The sequence below is a fragment of the Muriicola sp. genome (assembly GCF_041567615.1).
Classification (GTDB): Bacteria; Bacteroidota; Bacteroidia; order Flavobacteriales; family Flavobacteriaceae; genus Muriicola.
Genome location: NZ_JBFGBM010000033.1, coordinates 1 through 18,094 on the forward strand (window position 1 = coordinate 1; position 18,094 = coordinate 18,094).

Here is an 18,094-nt window from a genome sequence, read left to right on the forward strand (position 1 = left end):
CGGCCTGCTCGATCTCTTCCTGGGAAATAAACAGGAGGGCACTTATGGCGTTATCATAGAGGGAAACAAAATTAGTGTGTTCTGCACTTTCAATAAGACCATTGTCCAGCTGCATGGTCTGGATCCATTTATAAATGTCGTGATCCTGGAAAGTAATTTCTGATATTCCGGATACTGGCTTGAGGAATTCTATACTTCGAGTAGGGCGCAACGCTTGCTCCGTCGCCAGGGAATCCTTGGCGAGGGCAGTTGAGAAACAACTGATAAAAATGAGTATGTTGATAATCGTTTTCATTCTTTGTTCGATGTAGCCGTATTTTAAGCGTCGATCTATATCTAAATAACTTCTATTAAAGGGTTTATCTTCGAGATGCCGACCAACGGACAAGGAAATTCGTTCAAAAAACTGCGGGATTGCCGTTCGTCTGAAAATCGTGTTTGTCATCCGTTTCTTACATGTATCAAAATCCTTTGAATTCTGCATTTCATCGATGTTTTTTAAAGTGTGAATTACTACGAATCAAGAGGTTAGATGTTTTTTATATCCTTATTCCGCATTATTTCAGGTAAGTCCACTAGGAACCCATATTCCCGGGAAAATCGATGATAAAAGTAATGGAATGCGTATCTGGAAGAGGAGAGGGGTCGGTGAACAGAAAGCCTTGTTCGGCCAAACATCCGATATGTGACGTTTAATCGGGTTAGCGTCTCCATCGATGAAATCAGGACCCCTAAAAAATTCCGGAAAATTCAAGGATTTTCATCGAATACAGGCGTACAGCATTATTAGATATGTACGTTAAGGGGACACCCCTAATTCTGCCGTCTCAGAGATTGACCATGTAAATAATATACGGGGATGTGGCCCATATCAAAAAGCTTTCCTATCTTTGCTTTGTTGTGTTGGGTTCCACGAGAGTGGGACCGGTGTTGTACACTGAGCGATCAGTTACAGCCAATGAAAGGCTTTCCAAGTTGGGAGGCTTTTTTCTTTTCTGGGCGATACGGTTCTATTTTCGCCTCTTGAAGTAGCAAAATTTCCACGGGTTTATAGAGGGCCCCAATTTTTTAGTCGCCCGTAATTGTTGTAATTTTAAAGCCTAATTAAAAGCCACTGCACCATGCCGCTTTATCACAAATTAGGGAAGATTCCGCACAAGAGACACACCACCTTCAAAAAGCCCGATGGCAGCCTGTATTACGAGCAATTGTTCGGGACTATCGGTTTTGACGGCATGTCCTCCCTCATGTACCATATCCATCGGCCTACACAGGTCAAGGAGATCGAAAAAACGATCGATATCAGCCCCAAGGCTGCCGTGCAATACCACGTGAAATCTCGTTTGCTGAAAGGCCTGGAGCTCCCCCCCGAGGATGATTACCTGCAGGGCAGAAAAGTGATACTCTTTAACGGGGACGTGCATGTCGGTCTGGCGGCTCCCAGGAAATCCATGAAGGATTACTTTTACAAGAACGCTGACGCGGATGAATTGCTGTTTATCCACCAGGGTTCGGGAACCCTGAAGACCCTGCTAGGTGAGATTCCTTTCGGATACGGGGATTATATCCTGATCCCCAGAGGTATGATCTATCAGATTCATTTTGATTCAGAGGATAACCGCCTTTTGATCACCGAGTCCTACCACCCCATATACACACCCAAGAGATACCGCAACTGGTTCGGGCAGCACCTGGAGCATTCTCCCTTTTGCGAGAGGGATTTCAGGCTGCCACAAAATCTGGAAACTCATGATGAGAAAGGGGATTTTGTCATTAAGGTCAAGAAGCAGGGCCATCTGCACCACCTGGTCTATGCCACCCATCCTTTCGACATCGTAGGCTGGGACGGTTACAATTATCCCTATGCCTTCTCCATACACGACTTTGAGCCTATCACCGGAAGGGTACATCAGCCGCCGCCGGTGCACCAGACGTTCGAGACCGGTGCCTTTGTGGTATGCTCTTTCTGTCCCAGGCTGTACGATTATCATCCTGAGGCGATACCGGCCCCCTACAACCACTCGAATATCGATTCGGACGAGGTGCTCTATTACGTAGACGGGGACTTTATGAGCCGAAAAGGGATAGACAAAGGGTATATCTCCCTTCATCCTGCTGGGATTCCTCATGGGCCACACCCAGGCACCTATGAGGCGAGTATTGGCAAGAAGGGAACAGAGGAGCTAGCCGTGATGATCGACACCTTCAAGCCTCTGCAGCTCACACAGACGGCTCTGAATCTGGACGACGGGAAGTACTACAAGTCCTGGCTAGAGTAGACTTATCTCATGCATAACCCGGTGGACGATCCCTGCTGCGAGTTTGGCGGTCTGATGGTCTCTGTCGTATTTCGGATTCGTTTCGGCCACATCCAACCCCAGCAATTTCCCGGATGAAATAATTTGCCGCAGGCAGGTCATGGCGACCTCCGGAGTAAATCCTACGGGTGAGGCTGCGCTCACCCCGGGAGAAAAGGCCGAGGAGAAGCCGTCCATATCTACGGTGACATATACCTTATCTATCGCATTAAGGAAGTTGCCAAGCGTTTTTGAGACATTATTTATTCTGTGCATGCTGAATTCATGAAGCTCCAGATAGCCCACTCCCAGTTCGTCTGCTCTGCGGAATAACTCAGGTGGGTTGGCCTCCCTGCGGATCCCCAGGCAGAGATACCGAAATGCGAGGTCATCCTTTTGGCATTCCGTGGCGATCTGATAAAACGGACTGCCTGAATGATTGCCTTTGTGGTTGGTCCTAAGGTCGAAATGGGCGTCGAAGTTGATGATGCCCAGGCTACGGGATCGCGGCAGGGCCGATCTCAGGCCACCATAATGGGCAAAGGAAATATCATGTCCGCCTCCCAGTAACAGGGGAATACCTCCCTGCTCGACCGTCATTCTGACAAGGCCTGATAGGGCCTCCTGTGACTTTTCCAGGTCGCCCTGTATACAGCTGACATTTCCCATATCTATGAGCCGGACCCTTGCCGGGAGGTGATTAGCCATTTTGCCCAATTCCCTGCGGATAGCATCGGGCCCTTCGGCAGCACCGACACGTCCGCCATTGCGCCTTACACCTTCATCACAGGCATAGCCCAGGAGAACAAAGGATTTGCTATCGATCTGCAATCCGGTTTCCTCTTCCGGGCCTGCCAGGCGTACCTTCTCGTGCAGGTATTCCTGCCCGGCTGAGGAGCGACCCGACCACAGGGCGGGGTTCGGTTTTGTATGGAGGTCATTCATCCTGCTTTGCTTGTATAGAGACACTATTTTTCGATGGCCTTATCAATGATATCTTCATCTACAAGAGTAGGCAGGGTGATCCTCATCTCCGGGGTCCTTTCCATTTCCCGCCGGATCGCGAACAGGGCTTCCGGATTTCGGGCCCAGCTCCTGCGGGCGATACCGTTATTTACGTCGTAGAACAACATGCTGCGTATCCTACGCGCTGCACTTTCACTTCCGTCGAGCACCATCCCAAAGCCTCCGTTGATCACTTCTCCCCAGCCTACGCCACCCCCGTTATGGATAGATACCCAGGTGGCACCCCGAAAACTGTCGCCTATCACATTGTGGATGGCCATGTCTGCGGTGAATTTACTGCCATCGTAGATATTGCTGGTCTCCCTGAAGGGCGAATCCGTACCGCTCACGTCGTGGTGGTCCCTGCCGAGGACTACAGGTGCTGTTAATTCTCCTTTGCGGATCGCCTCGTTAAAAGCCAGGGCAATAGCCGTCCTCCCTTCTGCATCGGCATAGAGGATCCTGGCCTGTGATCCCACTACGAGTCTGTTCTCTTCAGCCTGCTCAATCCAGAGAATGTTGTCCTGCATCTGCTGCCTGATCTCCTCAGGGGCCCTATCCCTGATCCCATTCATGACCTCGAGAGCTATTTGGTCTGTCTTCTTCAGATCTTGAGGATCACCCGAGGTACAGACCCATCGGAAAGGGCCAAAGCCGTAGTCGAAGCACAAAGGCCCGAGGATATCCTGAACGTAGGAAGGGTATCTGAAATCGATCTTATTTTCAGCCATCACGGCCGCACCTGCCTTGCCGGCCTCCAGCAGGAAGGCATTGCCGTAGTCAAAGAAATAGGTGCCCCTTGCGGTATGGGCGTTGATCAGGTCGACCTGTTTTTTAAGGGACTGCTGTACTTTCTTTTTAAAGGCATCGGGGTCTTCCACCATAAGTGCATTGGCATCCTCAAAACTCAACCCCGCGGGATAGTACCCCCCTGCCCAGGGATTGTGGAGAGAGGTCTGGTCTGATCCCAGGCTGACGTAGATGTTATCTTCCAGGAAGCGTTCCCATACATCCACTACATTGCCCACATAGGCCAGGGAGACCACCTCCCTGCCTTCCATGGCCCTGCGTGTGCGCAGAACGAGCTCGTCTAGGGAATGGTGAAGCTCATCCACCCAGCCCTGCTCATGCCTTTTCCGGGCTGCAGCAGGGTTTACTTCGGCACAGACCGTAACACATCCGGCAATGTTCCCGGCCTTGGGCTGGGCCCCGCTCATACCCCCTAAGCCGGAGGTAAGGAAGAGTCTGCCCCTGGAGTTTTCTCCTGTTTTCAGCACTTTCCGGAAGGCGTTCATAACGGTGATGGTGGTTCCGTGGACGATGCCCTGTGGACCGATATACATATAGGACCCCGCGGTCATCTGCCCGTACTGGGTGACCCCCAGGGCGTTGTAGCGTTCCCAGTCGTCTGGTTTGGAATAGTTCGGGATCATCATCCCATTGGTAACGACCACCCTGGGAGCCTCCCTGGAGGAAGGGAAGAGGCCCATGGGATGGCCTGAATACACATGCAAGGTCTGGGTTTCCGTCATGGTCGCCAGGTACTGCATGGTAAGCAAGTACTGCGCCCAGTTCTGGAATACGGCCCCATTACCACCATAGGTGATGAGTTCATCCGGATGCTGCGCCACTGCAGGGTCCAGGTTGTTCTGGATCATCAGCATGATAGCGGCGGCTTCCGGCGTCTTCGCGGGGTAGGCTGCTATAGGCCGCGCATACATCTCGTAAGCGGGCTTGAACCGGTACATGTAAATTCTTCCGTATTCGTTCAATTCTCCGGCAAATTCAGGAGCCAGTTCTTCATGCCAGGCTTTTGGGAAATAGCGAAGCGCATTCTGTACCGCCAGGCGTTTCTCCTCCCTGGAAAGGATCTGTTTTCGGGCGGGAGCATGGCTCAGAACGCTCCTGCTTTCGGGTTTGGGAGGAAGGCTGGCCGGTATTCCCTCGAGCAGTTGCTCCCTGAACGATCTATCTGTGGTAGTTCTCATGCTTCTGGTTTAGAATAAACGATTTTCCCCTTTTTAATGGTGTAAACAGGTTGGAGACTGCCCTGGTGGTATAGGATCTCCCGATGGTCATTTGTGGGGAAAAGTACCATGTCTGTAAGCATTCCCTTTCTGAGGATGCCCCGGTCTGAAAGGTTAAGGGCTGCGGCCGCCCTGAAAGTGATCCCTGCAAAGACTTCAGGGGTCGTCAGTTTTTCCCTGGCCCCGAGGATGGCCGCCTGGGTGAGGAGTTGTCCCATCGGGGCCGAGCCGGGATTATGGTCACTGGCTATGGCCAGGCTGGCCCCGGCATCGAGCAGTGCACGGGCGGGGGTAAAACCACAACCCAGGCCGAGGCTTGCACCAGGAAGGGCCACGGCGATCACGTCGCTTTGAGCCAGGGCAGAAACCTCCTTTGGCGTGCTGGCCTCCAGGTGATCCGCGCTGAGCGCCTGGCAGTCGATGGCCACCTGGCTCCCTCCGGTCGTAAACTGGTCGGCGTGAACGGTGATCTCAAATCCCAGACCTTTCGCTTTTTCTAAATAGGGAAGGATGTCGGAAGGAGAAAAAGCGCCCTCTTCAACAAAAGCATCCACCCGTTTGGAAAGGCCTTCTTCCGTTATCCGCGGGAGGAGTTCATTCCCCAGCATCTCAAGGTATTCCTTAGATGAACCTGCGTAATCCCTCGGCAGCATATGTGCCGCAAGGCAGGTACTGATCAGGTCCGCTGGAACCGAATCACCTGCCTTCCTGATCGCCCTGAGCATTTTAAGTTCCTCTTCCGTAGTGAGGCCATAGCCGCTTTTTACCTCGATCGTGGTCACGCCCTGAGAAATATGCTTCCCTACTCGCGTAGTGATGCCACGGATGAGTTCTCCCTCCAATGCCTGTCTGGTCCGGGTCACCGTATCCCAGATCCCTCCTCCGGCTTTGGCGATCTCCAGATACGTGCTGCCGGCATTCCTGAGGGCGTAATCCCTGGCCCGTGAGCCGCTGAAACAGATATGGGTATGGCAATCGATCAGACCTGGCAGGGCCACCAGGGGTGTGTCAAAAATGTGAATCTCTGCTCCTGCCTTCTTTGCAAAAGGGAGCAGTTTTTCGTGCTCTCCTATCTCCTGGATCATTCCGTTCCTGGCCAGCACTCCCTGCCGGGTTAAGAGGCCCAGTGCATTCTCCTGAATCGCCCCTTTAAGTGGGAGGGCATCCATGGAGACCAGTTCGGCGATCGGACCAAAATAGGAATACTCTGCCATAGATCAGTACACTTCAAATTCTTTAGAAAAGGGCGTTTTCAGAGAATAGCCCTTTTTATTGCTAATGGCCTTAACGGCCTCAATGGCAGATCGTTCCCGGATCAGCTTTATTCCTTCCTCTATGTCGTCTGCAAAGACGCGATCATTTGAGGCGAAGGAGACCCGTTTTCGCACCTCCATGTGTACCCTCTCCAGGATGGCCCCCGACCTCAGGGGTTTCCTGAATTCAAAAGCCTGGGCTGCCGTCAGCAGTTCTATGGCGAGGATCTTTTCGACGTTCTTTATGACCTGCAGTGCCTTTCTACCGGAAATGGAGCCCATACTCACGTGGTCTTCCTGCCCCAGGGAGGTAGGGATACTGTCTGCACTCGCAGGAAAACACAGTGTTTTGTTTTCGCTGGCCAGGGCCGCAGAAGTGTATTGGAGGATCATATAACCCGAGTTGATCCCGGTTTCCTTCATCAGGAGTTTAGGGATGCCCGGACTATTGCCTTCCAGGGCCAGATATACCCTCCTGTCTGAGATATTTCCCAGTTCCGCAGCTGCCAGGCAGGCATAATCCAGGGCCATGGCCAGGGGCTGCCCGTGAAAATTTCCCCCACTGATGGTCAGGTCCTTGTCTATGATAATGGGATTGTCCGTCACAGCGTTCAACTCAACTTCCAGAAGTTCCTTGAGGTGGAGCCAGGTATTGCGGGAGGCCCCGTGGACCTGAGGAATACATCGCAACGAATAGGGGTCCTGTACCCGCTCACAATCAATGTGGTCTTCCATGATCTCTGATCCCTCGAGGAGGGATTTGATGCGCTTGGCGACGTGCTGGGAACCCTTAAATGGCCTCAAGTCATGCAGTTCCTTGTAAAAGGGCTTGATGGATCCCTGCAGCCCCTCTATCATCATCGCCCCGATGATATCTGCGTGGGTCAGGCAATTGTGGAATCCGTCCAAAACCTTAACGGCATGAGAAGCGATGAACTGGGTGCCATTGATCAGGGCCAGGCCTTCTTTGGGTCCCAGTTCTAACGGTTTCATGCCTGTTCTTTCCAGCAGCTTTTCTCCAGAGATCGCTTCTCCCTTGTACTGTACTTTACCGAGACCGAGCAAAGGGAGGAAGAGATGTGCCAGGGGAGCGAGGTCTCCCGATGCCCCAACGGATCCCTTGGAGGGTACCACAGGGATGGCCTCGTTTTCCAGATGCCAAAGAAGCCTTTTCAATGTTGGTTCAGAGATCCCCGAATACCCTTTAGCCAGGGAATGGATCTTGAGTACGAGCATAAGCCTGGCGATCTCCGGGTCTACAGGGTCTCCAACGCCTACACTGTGACTTTGCAGGATGTTTTTCTGCAATATCCTCGTTTCTTCTCTGGAAATGCTCGTTGTACACAGAGGTCCAAAACCGGTATTGATGCCGTAGACGGGTTCCCCCTTATCCACGATCTGCTGGACCACCTCATGGCTTTCCTGTATCCTTTTCCATGTCTCGTCCCGGATTTCGCCCTTCCTTTCACACCTGGCAAGGGAAAGGGCCAAACCTGCTGTCAGCCTGTCTTCCCCATAATAAAACACTGATTCTTTTTCCACCTGGGATGATAATTTGAATACCCTAAATGTATTCATTAAGTTTGAGATGAGCCAGAAAATGCACAGGGCCTTCCGGAACAGGCCCTCACTAAATCAACACTAAAAAAACGCTATGATATTCGACCTTATCAAAGACCGCCGGGCAGTTTTCCCGGCCCAGTACAATGACCAACCCATAGCCCGGGAGGACATAGAAAAAATACTCGAGGCGGCCAATTGGGCACCTACCCACAGAAAGACCCAACCCTGGCGATTTAAAGTACTTACGGGAGCTTCCAAGGAAAGCCTGGGGCATTTCCTCTCAAAAAAGTACAGGGAAACGGATCCCAGACCCAAGGAACTCAAGGGCAGGAAAATGATCGAAAAAACACAAAAGGCGGCAGCAATGATCGCTATTTGCATGCAGAGAGACCCTGCTGAGAGCGTCCCCGAATGGGAGGAGGTCGCAGCGACGGCCATGGCCGTGCAGAACATGTGGCTGTGCTGTACGGCTATGAAGATTGGCGCCTACTGGAGTTCACCCTCCCTGATCCGATTTATGGATGAGTTCTTTCCTCTGGCAGAGGGCGAAAAATGCCTGGGGTTCTTCTATATGGGCTATTACGACGAGGAACCGGAACCCGGGATAAGGACACCGATAGAGGATAAAACGGTCTGGCTTACCTAGACCAGAAACAGCGGGATCAATTGAACCAGGGAAAGAGCTCAGCCCTGAATTCCCAGGCTTTCGCGATAAAAAGTCCGAAAAAGATAACGGTGACCACGAATTTCAGGAAGGTCCCCGTCAGGAAGCCCATAAAGGATCCAAATGCGGCCTTCAGAGCCGATTTCTGGTCGGCCTTATTGAGCAATTCCCCCAGGAAAGCTCCCAGGAAGGGCCAGAAGATGATGCCGAAGATCCCCAGCACAGGAAAAATGATAGCCACCACAAGCCCCAGGGTGGTGCCGATCATTCCCGATCGGGTACCCCCGAATTTCCGGGTCCCCACGGCCGGGATGATGTAGTCCAAGGCAAACACCACAAGGGCCACCACCAGGGTGATCCCGAGGAACCACCAGTCGTCTGGCACAGCACTGGTGAGGTAGAGCAGGAGCAGGCCCACCCAGCTCACGGGTGTACCCGGCAGAACGGGCAGAAAACTTCCCACAATCCCTGTGAGCATCAGGATAAATCCAACGAGCAGCAAGGCGATATCCATAAACGAAAGGTTTCCGATAAGACTAAGGTAATGCAGATTTGTTACACGGGGGAAGGGAATTCGGTTTGACTAAAAAAAAGCGTAATTTTCAATCCTGAATACGGACTTCTATGAGGATCCTCACTTTGTGCTGCAGTTTTTTCCTCCTGCTTTCTTGCGACTGGCTGGCGACTCCCGAATCCAGGACCCAAAAGCTGGTTGAGGATGAGTTGAGGGGGATAGACTGGAATGATGTCGATCAGTATCCTCTCTTCGAGGGATGCGATGAAACCGCATCAAAAACAGACCAGCGGCTGTGCTTTGAGTCGACCCTCCTGGAAAACCTCTCCACAAGCCTGCAGGATTTCAGATTCACCTCTGATACGGACCTCCAAAGTACGATCCATATCGACTTTATGGTGGAGTCTACGGGAGAATTACAGGTGGTGGAGATGCAGAATGATAGCGCCCTGCAGGGTCAGATCCCGCAGTTCAGGGAGGTTATCATAAAAAGCCTGAGGAGCATGCCAAGGCCGGAACCGGCCTTAAAACGAGGGATTCCGGTAAGAAGTCGATTCAGATTACCTATGGAAATAACCACAAACAGAAACGGGTGAAGAAGGAGAAGATCATCATGGGAATAGACCCGGGAACCACGATCATGGGTTTCGGGATCATCAGGGTAGTGGGGTCGCAAATGACGTTCATACAGATGAATGAACTCATCTTAAAGAAATACGATGATCCGTTCACCAAACTCAAGTTGATCTACGACCGGACCATCTCTTTGATCGAGACCTATCACCCGGACGAGATCGCCATTGAAGCCCCCTTTTACGGAAAGAATGTACAATCCATGCTGAAACTGGGCAGGGCCCAGGGCGTAGCCATGGCGGCCGGACTCAGCAGGCAGATCCCCATCACGGAATACTTTCCGAAGAAGATCAAGATGTCAATAACCGGCAATGGTAATGCCAGCAAGGAGCAGGTGGCTAAAATGCTGCAGCAATTGCTCAAACTGAAGTCGCTTCCCAAAAATCTCGACAGCACGGATGGCCTTGCAGCCGCTGTCTGTCATTTCTACAATCAGGGGAGGATCAGTGAGGGCAAGTCCTATACCGGATGGGCCGCCTTTGTGAAACAGAACGGAGACCGAATCGATCAGTAATGGCAGAGGAAGCGAGACCTTGTAAAAATTGCGGCATGCTCTCCCAGGGCAATTTTTGTACCCGCTGCGGGCAGCGCCTGAGTGTGCACAAAGTGACCTTTAGGGAAACCTTTGAGGACCTGTCAGACGCCTTAATATCCGTGAATGCACCCCTGCTGATCACTGTACGGGACTTGGTCATTAGACCGGGAGACCTCCTGAGAAATTACCTGGAAGGAAAGCGGAAAAGATATTACAGGCCGGTAGCCTTCTTCCTTTTGACAACTTTTTTATACATCGTGATAAGATCCCTTATTGGCTTTGATCCCTTCAGGGACAGCACAGTGGTGGTAGAAGGGGATAAGGTTGATGTCAGTCTCCTTACCGAGGCTCGAAATTTTATGTTGATCAATATCAACAATTTCCTCTTTGTCTTTGTGTTGACCCTTGCCCTCTTAATGAAGCTCTTCTTTTACAAACGATATTCCATGGCAGAATTCATAGCCGTGTCCTTCTATCTCCTGGGCATCTATACCCTTCTGGTCACCTGCAATATGTTCGTGGTGCAGTATGCCGGAAATAACCTGCAGCCCCTGGGGATTACGATCATGTGGTTGTATTTTATCTATGCGATGATTTCCTTTATGAAAAGACCCGCTTTCTGGGTGGTCCTGAAATCCATCATTGTCTTTCTCCTCGCCTTTATGACCTATGGGGTGACTTCCTTCGGTCTCTCCTATCTGATCGTTTTGTCAAGACAGAGCTGATGGCAGGTATCTACATTCATATCCCGTTTTGCAAACAGGCCTGCCATTACTGCGACTTCCACTTTTCTACCAGCCTGAAGAAGAAGCAGGAGATGTTACAGGCCCTCGAAAAGGAATTAGTAATGAGAAGGGATGAGCTAAAGGACGAGGTTGTGGAAACGATCTATTTCGGAGGAGGAACCCCTTCGGTACTCGATGTTCATGAGACGGACCGTCTTATCGATAGTGTACGGAAGCAATACACGGTAGGAGAGGATCCGGAGGTCACCCTGGAAGCCAATCCTGACGACCTGACTGAGGAAAAGATTGAGGGACTTGCGGCTTCTAAAGTGAACCGACTGAGCATCGGGATACAGTCCTTTTTTGACGAGGACCTCAAGTTCATGAACCGGGCTCATAATGCGGAGCAGGCCAGGACAGCCCTTCAAAAAGCCAGAGATACATTCGACAATATCAGCATCGACCTGATCTACGGTATCCCCATCTCTGATGACAAGAGATGGGAGGAGAACATCTCCATTGCTCTCAGCTATGAGGTGCCGCACATTTCGAGTTACGCCCTGACGGTGGAACCGGGCACGGCTCTGAAGAAATTCATCGAGAAAGGGGTGGTCCCCGGGGTCGATGATGAACAGGCCGAAGCCCAGTTCCAGTATCTGGTTCGTAGACTGGAGGAAAAAGGATTCGTGCATTATGAATTGTCGAACTTCGGGAAGCCCGGGTATTTCTCCCGGAACAATACCGCTTACTGGCAGGGGAAGACCTACCTGGGGATCGGACCCTCGGCCCATTCCTTTAACGGACGGGAACGCGCCTGGAATATTTCCAACAATTCCCTCTACATCAAGAGCATACAGGCAGGGCAACTGCCTTTGGAGGCAGAAACCCTGAGCCAGAGGGATCGGTATAATGAATATGTGATGACCGGACTCAGGACGATGTGGGGGGTCTCTCTGCAGCGCATTGAAAAGGAATTTGGAGGCCATTTCAGGGACTACCTTTTGGAGCAGGCGGAAAGGCATATTGCCGACCGGTACCTTTATCTCGATGGGGAAATCCTGAGGGTTTCCCAAAAGGGGAAGTTCCTCAGTGACGGGCTGGCGGCCGATTTATTTATGCTACCTTTAGAAAAGAAAAAGTAAACACACCCCATACCGAATTCACAGATGATCATTTCCTTTCAGATCGCAGGCCGGAAGGTGGAGGCAGACCTGGATAAGCCCCTTGATATCTCCATACCCTTGCGCAACGGCCCGGAGAACGTGAATGCCTGGTATGTGGGTCCGCCCAGGATCGAGCCTCACAGGGAAGGGGATTTTACGGGCAGCATTCGGGAAGGAGCCAGTACCAACTTCAATGACATCGCCTTTAACCCGCACGCCCATGGTACGCATACGGAATGCCTGGGGCACATTACCCCCGAGGGGCAGTCGGTCAACCAGACCCTGAAACGATTCTTTTTCCACGCCTTGCTGATCACCCTCGCTCCGGAGAAAGAAGGGAAGGATCACATCATATCCCGAAAACAGCTACAGAGGACCCTTGCGGAAGGCCGGTTCGAGGCCCTGGTGGTCAGGACCCTTCCCAATACCCGGGAGAAACTGTCCCGGCAGTACTCCCATACCAATCCGCCATATTTTACAGAAGAGGCGATGGACTTCCTGGTGGAAAGAGGGGTTGAGCACCTGCTGGTCGACCTGCCTTCGGTAGACAGGGAAAAGGATGACGGCCAATTACTCGCCCACAAGGCTTTCTGGGGAATCAAAGGAAATAGACGATCAGGGGCCACCATCACTGAGTTTATCTATGTGCCCCATGGGATCGAGGACGGGGAGTATTTACTGGAGCTGCAATTCGCCCCCATCGAGAACGATGCCAGCCCCAGCCGCCCTGTACTCTATAAAATCCGGTAAGAAGTTCCTATGTCTGCACCTTTCCTTACCTTTAAAGACAACACAGAACAGTCGGCATTATGGATGGCTTTATAGAAGCGGTATTAGGTCTGATCCTCGGGGCAATTACCATGTATTGGGTGTATTCCTTTTTCAGGAAAAGACAGAACCGGGAGACCACGGAACGGCAGTCGACCGTCCTTTTGGAACGCATCAAAAGCGTCTGTAAACTGATCTCTGTGGAAGGGGATTTTGCCGAAATCTACAAATACGAGAACAGGAGGGAACGGTTCCTGAGCCTGGTGAGCAGCACCAAAAAAGCCCTGATCGTGATCAATGCCAAGGCCCATATCGGGTATGACCTGCAACAGATCGACCTCCGGGCAGACGCCGCGAACAAGAAGATCATCCTGGCTAATTTTCCGCAACCCCAGGTGCTCTCCATAGAGCCCAACCTCGAGTTCTACGATATACAGAATGGCCTGTTCAACGCCTTTAAACCCAACGACCTCACAGCCCTGAACCAGGAGGCCATACAGCACATCAGGGAAAAGATCCCCAAAAGCGGACTCATGGATACCGCCCGCAGGGAGGCCCTGGAGGCTGTACTGCTGATGAGCAAACTCGTGGAGACCATAGGCTGGAAACTCGATTATTCAGCCCTGGAACTTCGGGAAAGCGAACGGCAATCACTGGAAAGCGGAACCATTTAATTACTTCACAATATGAAAAAGATCATCCTGATTGCTATGATGTTGTCGGTATCCTTTTCCTGCAGGGAAGAGAAAGCCGCTTCCGAATTCGATCCTGCTTTTGTGCACTCAGTATACATCTGGCTGAAGAATCCGAACAGTGCGGAAGACAGGGCGGCCTTTGAGGCATCCATGGAGCGGTTTATGGAACGGTCCCTCTATGCCAAGACGAAATTCCTGGGAACGCCACCCAAAGCCACCCGGGAGATCGTGGATGACACTTATACCTATAACCTGATCGTCACTTTTGCCTCGGCGGAGGAACAGGACCTGTATCAAACGGAAAAAGCGCACCTGGACTTTATTGAGGAGTCTAATCATCTTTGGGATAAGATCGTCATCTACGACGCCCTCGGACTGCCCTCAGAATAACGCAACCTCAGTAAGATGAATGTGGAAGAATTCAGGCGGTACTGCCTTGCCAAAAAGGGTGTTACGGAAGAGTTTCCGTTCGATAAGGTCACCCTTGTGTTCAAGGTGATGGGCAAGATGTTTGCCCTGGTTCCCCTGGAGCGGGTACCCTCCCAGGCAAACCTGAAATGTGAACCCGAAAGGGCCCAGCAACTCAGGGTGGAACACGACGGGGTTGTCCTGCCTGCCTACCACATGAGCAAGACCCACTGGAACACTATTTACCTGGAGCAATTGCCTGCTGATCTGATCAGGGAACTCACCGATCTAAGCTATGACCTGGTGGTTGCCAAATTCACCAAAAAACTCAAGGCTGAACTCGACGCGCTTTGAACTACAGGCTCTTTACCTGCAATTCGTGAAAGGCATCTGCCTGTAGTCTGAGAAGCTCTTCTGCCTTTTGTTTCTTGTGGGCGTACACCCTTTCTTCTTCCCGAATCTCCCCGTAGATCTTTTCATTGAGGGCGGCGTCGGTCGCCATGATGTGCTGCCGTTGTTCCACTTTTTGGGTCACCCAAGCCGCTACGGTACTCTCCTCTTCTTCGAGCTTAAAATCATAAGGACCTTTCGGGGAGAGTAGTTTCACCACAATAGGTGCGGTCTCTATGGCGAGGAAAAGCAAGAAGATAAAGAAGGAGGGGAACCAGGGTAATTCACCCAGGGCGCCGATCCGGGCCATCAGCCCGTCGAACCCGTCGATGATGGGTTGGGAGTCTGTCACTACCGTGTCGTAATCCGTATTGAGTTCCTGGATCTGATTTTCGATGGCTGCGATACGTTCGGCATTGTCTGCCTTTAGTTCCCTGAGTTCCAGGAGGGCAGCGTCGTGCTTTTCCCTTTTCTCTTTATAGACCGGACCTTTTCCGAGCAGCATGGTCCCTGCGGTACCTTCGGCCTCTGATATATAGATGTCGTACAGGGCATTCGTCTCTGCTTCCTTAGCGGCCACTTCTGCCTTCAGGATAGCGATATCCTGCTCCAGTTCTTCTACTACCGGGGTATATTGCTGGGCGATCTGCTTCTTATTAGCCAGGGTAAACTCGTTCTTTTGTTCGAGCAGAACCCGGTCGATCTCCTTCTCAAAGATCTTCATCTCCAGGGGTTTGGAGATCACTACGGCGATGATGACCGCCAGCAGGATCCGCGGGGTGGCCTGGAGGAACTCACTTTTAAAACTGTTTCGCTTCTTGATAGTGGACACGATGAAACGGTCGAGGTTGAAAATGAGAAGACCCCAGATAAGCCCGAAGCCCAGGGCGGTGTAGACGTTGTCAAAAACGGTGTAAAGCGCATAGCCCGCCGCGAGAAACGCCATGACGGCCGTAAAGAAGACAGTGGCTCCAATACCGGCGTATTTATTGCGTTCTCCGGGGGAACAAGTTTCGAGAATAGAGGCATCTGCCCCTGAGCAGAGGATAAAAAAACGTTGTATCATAATAGTGTTCTCAAGTGATTGATAGACTATTAGAACGCAGTCTTGCAGGATTTGTTACACCAAATGCGACTTAATTGGGTGTTAAAGTCGGATCACCTGGACATTTCTGTAAAATACTCGTAGAAATAGGGGATGGTCTCAATCCCTTTCAGATAATTCTCCACCCCAAAATGTTCGTTGGGGGAGTGGATAGCATCGCTGTCCAGGCCAAAGCCCATCAGGATGGTCTTGCTTTGCAGTTCCTGTTCAAAGAGGGCCACAATAGGAATACTGCCCCCGCCGCGCTGCGGGATGGGCGTGGTGCCAAATGTTTTCTGGTAGGCCTTTTCAGCTGCCCTGTATCCCACAAAATCGATAGGGGTGACATATCCCTGTCCGCCGTGGTGGGGGGTCACCTTAACCGTAACTCCTTTGGGTGCGATGCTTTTGAAATGGGAGCTGAAGAGTTCTGTGATCTCGTGCCAGTCCTGGTTGGGGACCAGTCTCATGGAGATCTTGGCATATGCCTTGCTCGGGATCACGGTCTTGGCACCTTCCCCTGTATATCCGCCCCAGATCCCATTCACATCCAGGGTGGGCCTGATGGAATTCCGCTCATTGGTGGTGTACCCTTTTTCCCCATAAACCGATTCAATACCGATCTCATCCTGGTACGCTTTGAGATCGAAGGGTGCCTTGGCCATGGCTTCCCTTTCTTCCCTGGAGAGTTCCTGTACCTTTTCGTAGAATCCCGGGATGGTGATGTGGTTGTTCTCATCATGGAGGGAGGCGATCATCTTGGCCAGGATGTTGATGGGATTGGCCACGGCTCCCCCGTAGAGACCAGAATGCAAGTCCCGGTTGGGTCCGGTGACCTCAACCTCTACATAACTCAACCCTCTAAGTCCGGTAGTGATAGAAGGAACGTCTTTGGCGATCATTCCGGTGTCCGAGATCAGGATGATGTCGTTGGCCAGTCTCTTCTGATTTTCTTTTACAAAGGTGACCAGGCTGTTGCTGCCCACTTCCTCTTCCCCTTCGATCATGAATTTGACATTACAGGGCAACTTGTCGTTCTGCACCATATACTCAAGCGCCTTTATGTGCATATACATTTGACCCTTATCGTCAGAGGCTCCCCGGGCGTAGATGGCACCGTTGGGGTGGAGGTTGGTTTTTTTTACCACAGGTTCAAAGGGAGGGGACGTCCACAGGTTCAGAGGATCCGGGGGTTGTACGTCATAATGCCCGTAGACCAGCACGGTGGGAAGAGAGGGGTCTATGGTCCTTTCTCCGTATACGATAGGATACCCCTCAGTTTCACAGATCTCGGTATGGGTGCACCCTGCCGCTATCAGGGCCTCCTCCACGGTCTTGGCCATGTGAAGCACATCGTGGCTGAAGGCGGAATCGGCGCTGATGGAAGGGATCTTCAGCAGATCCATAAGTTCATTGAGGAATCGGTCTTTGTTTTGTTCGATATAGGCTTTAGGTCCTTGCATGGTGTATTCGTTGATTGAGGCTAAAATTACGAAAACCGACGTTATTAAATTTGAAGTCCCGGGATTTTAAAGTTGAAAAATTGAGTTATATTTGCAGGCCCGATTAAAGGGGAAATGCAGGCGTGGTGGAATTGGTAGACACGCTAGACTTAGGATCTAGTGCCGAAAGGTGTGAGAGTTCGAGTCTCTCCGCCTGTACATCTAAAAACCTCTGAGAATTCAGGGGTTTTTTAATACAATGGCCTTTTAAGGTGGAATGAAGAAACACTTTCGGGGAAAGGCGGCAGGAAGGCTCTCGATCTTTGTTTTATTAATATTCTATACCTACTTTTATTTAAAACCCATACATGCAACCAGAGGAACTGATCTCGCAATTTCAACGTAAGGACATCAAGGCCTTTGAACGGTTGTATGAAATGTACGCTGAGAATATCTGCGGGGTGATTAATACCATAGTAAGAGATCAGACAAGGGCAGAGGAGATCTGTCATGACGTATTTATTAAGATTTGGGAGTATTCAGATCGGTACGATGCGTCTAAGGGAAGGTTTTTTACCTGGATCCTGAATATCGCACGAAATGCAGCTATCGATGAACTGCGCTCTAAATCACATAAACAGCAAAAACTGAACCTTTCTACTGATTATTTCGTAGGTAGATTGGAACACCCTGATGAAGAAGAAGGGGAGATTGACATTTCCCGTATGCAGCAGATGCTCAAGAAACTGAAAAAGAAATGTATCGAGCTTATTGAGCTGCTTTACTTCAAGGGATAGTCCCAAAAGGAAGCCTCAGGCATGCTGGAAATCCCTGTCGGGACGGTGAAGACGAGGATCCGCAGTTGTATTTCACAATTGCGAAAAAATATGAACGAACAATAATGGATACCAAGGCATACATAGAATCC

The 18,094-nt window shown here is 51.1% G+C and carries 18 protein-coding genes, 1 tRNA gene and 1 pseudogene; 12 read left to right on the top strand and 8 right to left on the bottom strand.

What is annotated here, in order from left to right; genetic code table 11:
* Positions 1-295 (bottom strand): annotated as a pseudogene (locus ABYP73_RS03760) (hypothetical protein); the annotation flags it as partial.
* 826 nt (positions 296-1,121) lie between these two features.
* On the opposite strand from ABYP73_RS03760, the gene ABYP73_RS03765 reads away from it, so the two are divergent.
* Positions 1,122-2,279, top strand: coding sequence for a homogentisate 1,2-dioxygenase (locus ABYP73_RS03765; RefSeq protein WP_372973481.1), 1,158 nt, complete (start codon positions 1,122-1,124; stop codon positions 2,277-2,279).
* Here ABYP73_RS03765 and hutG read toward each other — a convergent pair.
* Genes hutG through hutH form a run of 4 tightly spaced genes read right to left on the bottom strand, consistent with a single transcriptional unit; the run spans position 2,271 to position 8,124 of the window.
* A complete protein-coding gene (hutG, locus tag ABYP73_RS03770; protein WP_372973482.1) occupies positions 2,271-3,242 on the bottom strand; it encodes a formimidoylglutamase in 972 nt (323 codons plus the stop codon). The two genes, ABYP73_RS03765 and hutG, sit on opposite strands and share 9 nt — an antisense overlap.
* A gap of 23 nt (positions 3,243-3,265) precedes the next feature.
* Positions 3,266-5,290, bottom strand: a complete 2,025-nt coding sequence (locus ABYP73_RS03775; RefSeq protein WP_372945474.1) for a urocanate hydratase — start codon at positions 5,288-5,290, stop codon at positions 3,266-3,268.
* The gene (gene hutI / locus ABYP73_RS03780; RefSeq protein ID WP_372973483.1) at positions 5,287-6,543 is read right to left on the bottom strand and encodes an imidazolonepropionase; all 1,257 of its coding nucleotides are present in this window, start codon (positions 6,541-6,543) and stop codon (positions 5,287-5,289) included. The genes ABYP73_RS03775 and hutI overlap by 4 nt, the downstream gene beginning before the upstream one ends.
* A gap of 3 nt (positions 6,544-6,546) precedes the next feature.
* Positions 6,547-8,124, bottom strand: a complete 1,578-nt coding sequence (hutH, locus tag ABYP73_RS03785; protein WP_372973484.1) for a histidine ammonia-lyase — start codon at positions 8,122-8,124, stop codon at positions 6,547-6,549.
* A gap of 112 nt (positions 8,125-8,236) precedes the next feature.
* On the opposite strand from hutH, the gene ABYP73_RS03790 reads away from it, so the two are divergent.
* Positions 8,237-8,791, top strand: coding sequence for a nitroreductase (locus tag ABYP73_RS03790; RefSeq protein WP_372944711.1), 555 nt, complete (start codon positions 8,237-8,239; stop codon positions 8,789-8,791).
* Positions 8,792-8,807: 16 nt separating this feature from the next.
* Here the strand turns inward: ABYP73_RS03790 and ABYP73_RS03795 are convergent, their stop codons facing one another.
* Positions 8,808-9,323: a DUF456 domain-containing protein gene (locus ABYP73_RS03795; protein ID WP_372944712.1), complete on the bottom strand. Its 516-nt coding sequence runs from the start codon at positions 9,321-9,323 to the stop codon at positions 8,808-8,810.
* A gap of 110 nt (positions 9,324-9,433) precedes the next feature.
* Here ABYP73_RS03795 and ABYP73_RS03800 point away from each other — a divergent pair, with 110 nt between their 5' ends.
* From ABYP73_RS03800 to ABYP73_RS03835, 8 genes are read left to right on the top strand one after another with little or no spacing between them, the layout of a single operon-like run.
* A complete protein-coding gene (locus tag ABYP73_RS03800) occupies positions 9,434-9,919 on the top strand; it encodes a hypothetical protein (protein ID WP_372973485.1) in 486 nt (161 codons plus the stop codon).
* On the top strand, positions 9,916-10,470 hold the full coding sequence (gene ruvC, locus ABYP73_RS03805) for a crossover junction endodeoxyribonuclease RuvC (protein ID WP_372944714.1): 555 nt from the start codon (positions 9,916-9,918) through the stop codon (positions 10,468-10,470). Before ABYP73_RS03800 ends, ruvC begins: the two co-directional genes overlap by 4 nt.
* Positions 10,470-11,216, top strand: a complete 747-nt coding sequence (locus tag ABYP73_RS03810) for a DUF3667 domain-containing protein (protein ID WP_372973486.1) — start codon at positions 10,470-10,472, stop codon at positions 11,214-11,216. Before ruvC ends, ABYP73_RS03810 begins: the two co-directional genes overlap by 1 nt.
* Complete coding sequence (hemW, locus tag ABYP73_RS03815; RefSeq protein ID WP_372973487.1) at positions 11,216-12,358, top strand: radical SAM family heme chaperone HemW; 1,143 nt, start codon at positions 11,216-11,218, stop codon at positions 12,356-12,358. Before ABYP73_RS03810 ends, hemW begins: the two co-directional genes overlap by 1 nt.
* Positions 12,359-12,382: 24 nt before the next feature.
* On the top strand, positions 12,383-13,129 hold the full coding sequence (locus ABYP73_RS03820; RefSeq protein WP_372944717.1) for a cyclase family protein: 747 nt from the start codon (positions 12,383-12,385) through the stop codon (positions 13,127-13,129).
* 59 nt (positions 13,130-13,188) lie between these two features.
* Positions 13,189-13,821: a DUF4230 domain-containing protein gene (locus tag ABYP73_RS03825; RefSeq protein WP_372944718.1), complete on the top strand. Its 633-nt coding sequence runs from the start codon at positions 13,189-13,191 to the stop codon at positions 13,819-13,821.
* A 12-nt stretch (positions 13,822-13,833) separates the two neighbouring features.
* Positions 13,834-14,232, top strand: coding sequence for a Dabb family protein (locus tag ABYP73_RS03830; protein WP_372973488.1), 399 nt, complete (start codon positions 13,834-13,836; stop codon positions 14,230-14,232).
* 15 nt (positions 14,233-14,247) lie between these two features.
* Positions 14,248-14,604 (top strand): MmcQ/YjbR family DNA-binding protein, encoded by a 357-nt coding sequence (locus tag ABYP73_RS03835; RefSeq protein WP_372973489.1) that lies wholly within the window; start codon positions 14,248-14,250, stop codon positions 14,602-14,604.
* 1 nt (position 14,605) lies between these two features.
* Here the strand turns inward: ABYP73_RS03835 and ABYP73_RS03840 are convergent, their stop codons facing one another.
* Complete coding sequence (locus tag ABYP73_RS03840) at positions 14,606-15,706, bottom strand: DUF4407 domain-containing protein (protein WP_372973490.1); 1,101 nt, start codon at positions 15,704-15,706, stop codon at positions 14,606-14,608.
* Positions 15,707-15,798: 92 nt separating this feature from the next.
* Positions 15,799-17,187 carry a dipeptidase gene (locus tag ABYP73_RS03845; RefSeq protein ID WP_372973491.1) on the bottom strand — a complete coding sequence of 463 codons (1,389 nt, stop codon included), beginning with the start codon at positions 17,185-17,187 and terminating at the stop codon, positions 15,799-15,801.
* A gap of 116 nt (positions 17,188-17,303) precedes the next feature.
* Between ABYP73_RS03845 and ABYP73_RS03850 the strand changes: the two genes are divergently transcribed.
* Positions 17,304-17,385 (top strand) — tRNA-Leu (locus ABYP73_RS03850).
* Between the two features lie 149 nt (positions 17,386-17,534).
* A complete protein-coding gene (locus ABYP73_RS03855) occupies positions 17,535-17,963 on the top strand; it encodes an RNA polymerase sigma factor (RefSeq protein WP_372973492.1) in 429 nt (142 codons plus the stop codon).
* Positions 17,964-18,094 lie beyond the last annotated feature (131 nt).

Bases quoted from the DNA above. Each gene is read 5' to 3' on its own strand.
- ABYP73_RS03800 (WP_372973485.1), top strand. From the start codon at position 9,434: ATGAGGATCCTCACTTTGTGCTGCAGTTTTTTCCTCCTGCTTTCTTGC.
- ABYP73_RS03820 (WP_372944717.1), top strand. From the start codon at position 12,383: ATGATCATTTCCTTTCAGATCGCAGGCCGGAAGGTGGAGGCAGACCTG.
- ABYP73_RS03845 (WP_372973491.1), bottom strand. From the start codon at position 17,187: ATGCAAGGACCTAAAGCCTATATCGAACAAAACAAAGACCGATTCCTC.
- hutI (WP_372973483.1), bottom strand. From the start codon at position 6,543: ATGGCAGAGTATTCCTATTTTGGTCCGATCGCCGAACTGGTCTCCATG.
- ABYP73_RS03835 (WP_372973489.1), top strand. From the start codon at position 14,248: ATGAATGTGGAAGAATTCAGGCGGTACTGCCTTGCCAAAAAGGGTGTT.
- ABYP73_RS03810 (WP_372973486.1), top strand. From the start codon at position 10,470: ATGGCAGAGGAAGCGAGACCTTGTAAAAATTGCGGCATGCTCTCCCAG.
- hemW (WP_372973487.1), top strand. From the start codon at position 11,216: ATGGCAGGTATCTACATTCATATCCCGTTTTGCAAACAGGCCTGCCAT.
- ABYP73_RS03855 (WP_372973492.1), top strand. From the start codon at position 17,535: ATGCAACCAGAGGAACTGATCTCGCAATTTCAACGTAAGGACATCAAG.
- hutG (WP_372973482.1), bottom strand. From the start codon at position 3,242: ATGAATGACCTCCATACAAAACCGAACCCCGCCCTGTGGTCGGGTCGC.
- ABYP73_RS03765 (WP_372973481.1), top strand. From the start codon at position 1,122: ATGCCGCTTTATCACAAATTAGGGAAGATTCCGCACAAGAGACACACC.
- ABYP73_RS03790 (WP_372944711.1), top strand. From the start codon at position 8,237: ATGATATTCGACCTTATCAAAGACCGCCGGGCAGTTTTCCCGGCCCAG.
- ABYP73_RS03840 (WP_372973490.1), bottom strand. From the start codon at position 15,706: ATGATACAACGTTTTTTTATCCTCTGCTCAGGGGCAGATGCCTCTATT.
- ABYP73_RS03825 (WP_372944718.1), top strand. From the start codon at position 13,189: ATGGATGGCTTTATAGAAGCGGTATTAGGTCTGATCCTCGGGGCAATT.
- ABYP73_RS03775 (WP_372945474.1), bottom strand. From the start codon at position 5,290: ATGAGAACTACCACAGATAGATCGTTCAGGGAGCAACTGCTCGAGGGA.
- ABYP73_RS03795 (WP_372944712.1), bottom strand. From the start codon at position 9,323: ATGGATATCGCCTTGCTGCTCGTTGGATTTATCCTGATGCTCACAGGG.
- ABYP73_RS03830 (WP_372973488.1), top strand. From the start codon at position 13,834: ATGAAAAAGATCATCCTGATTGCTATGATGTTGTCGGTATCCTTTTCC.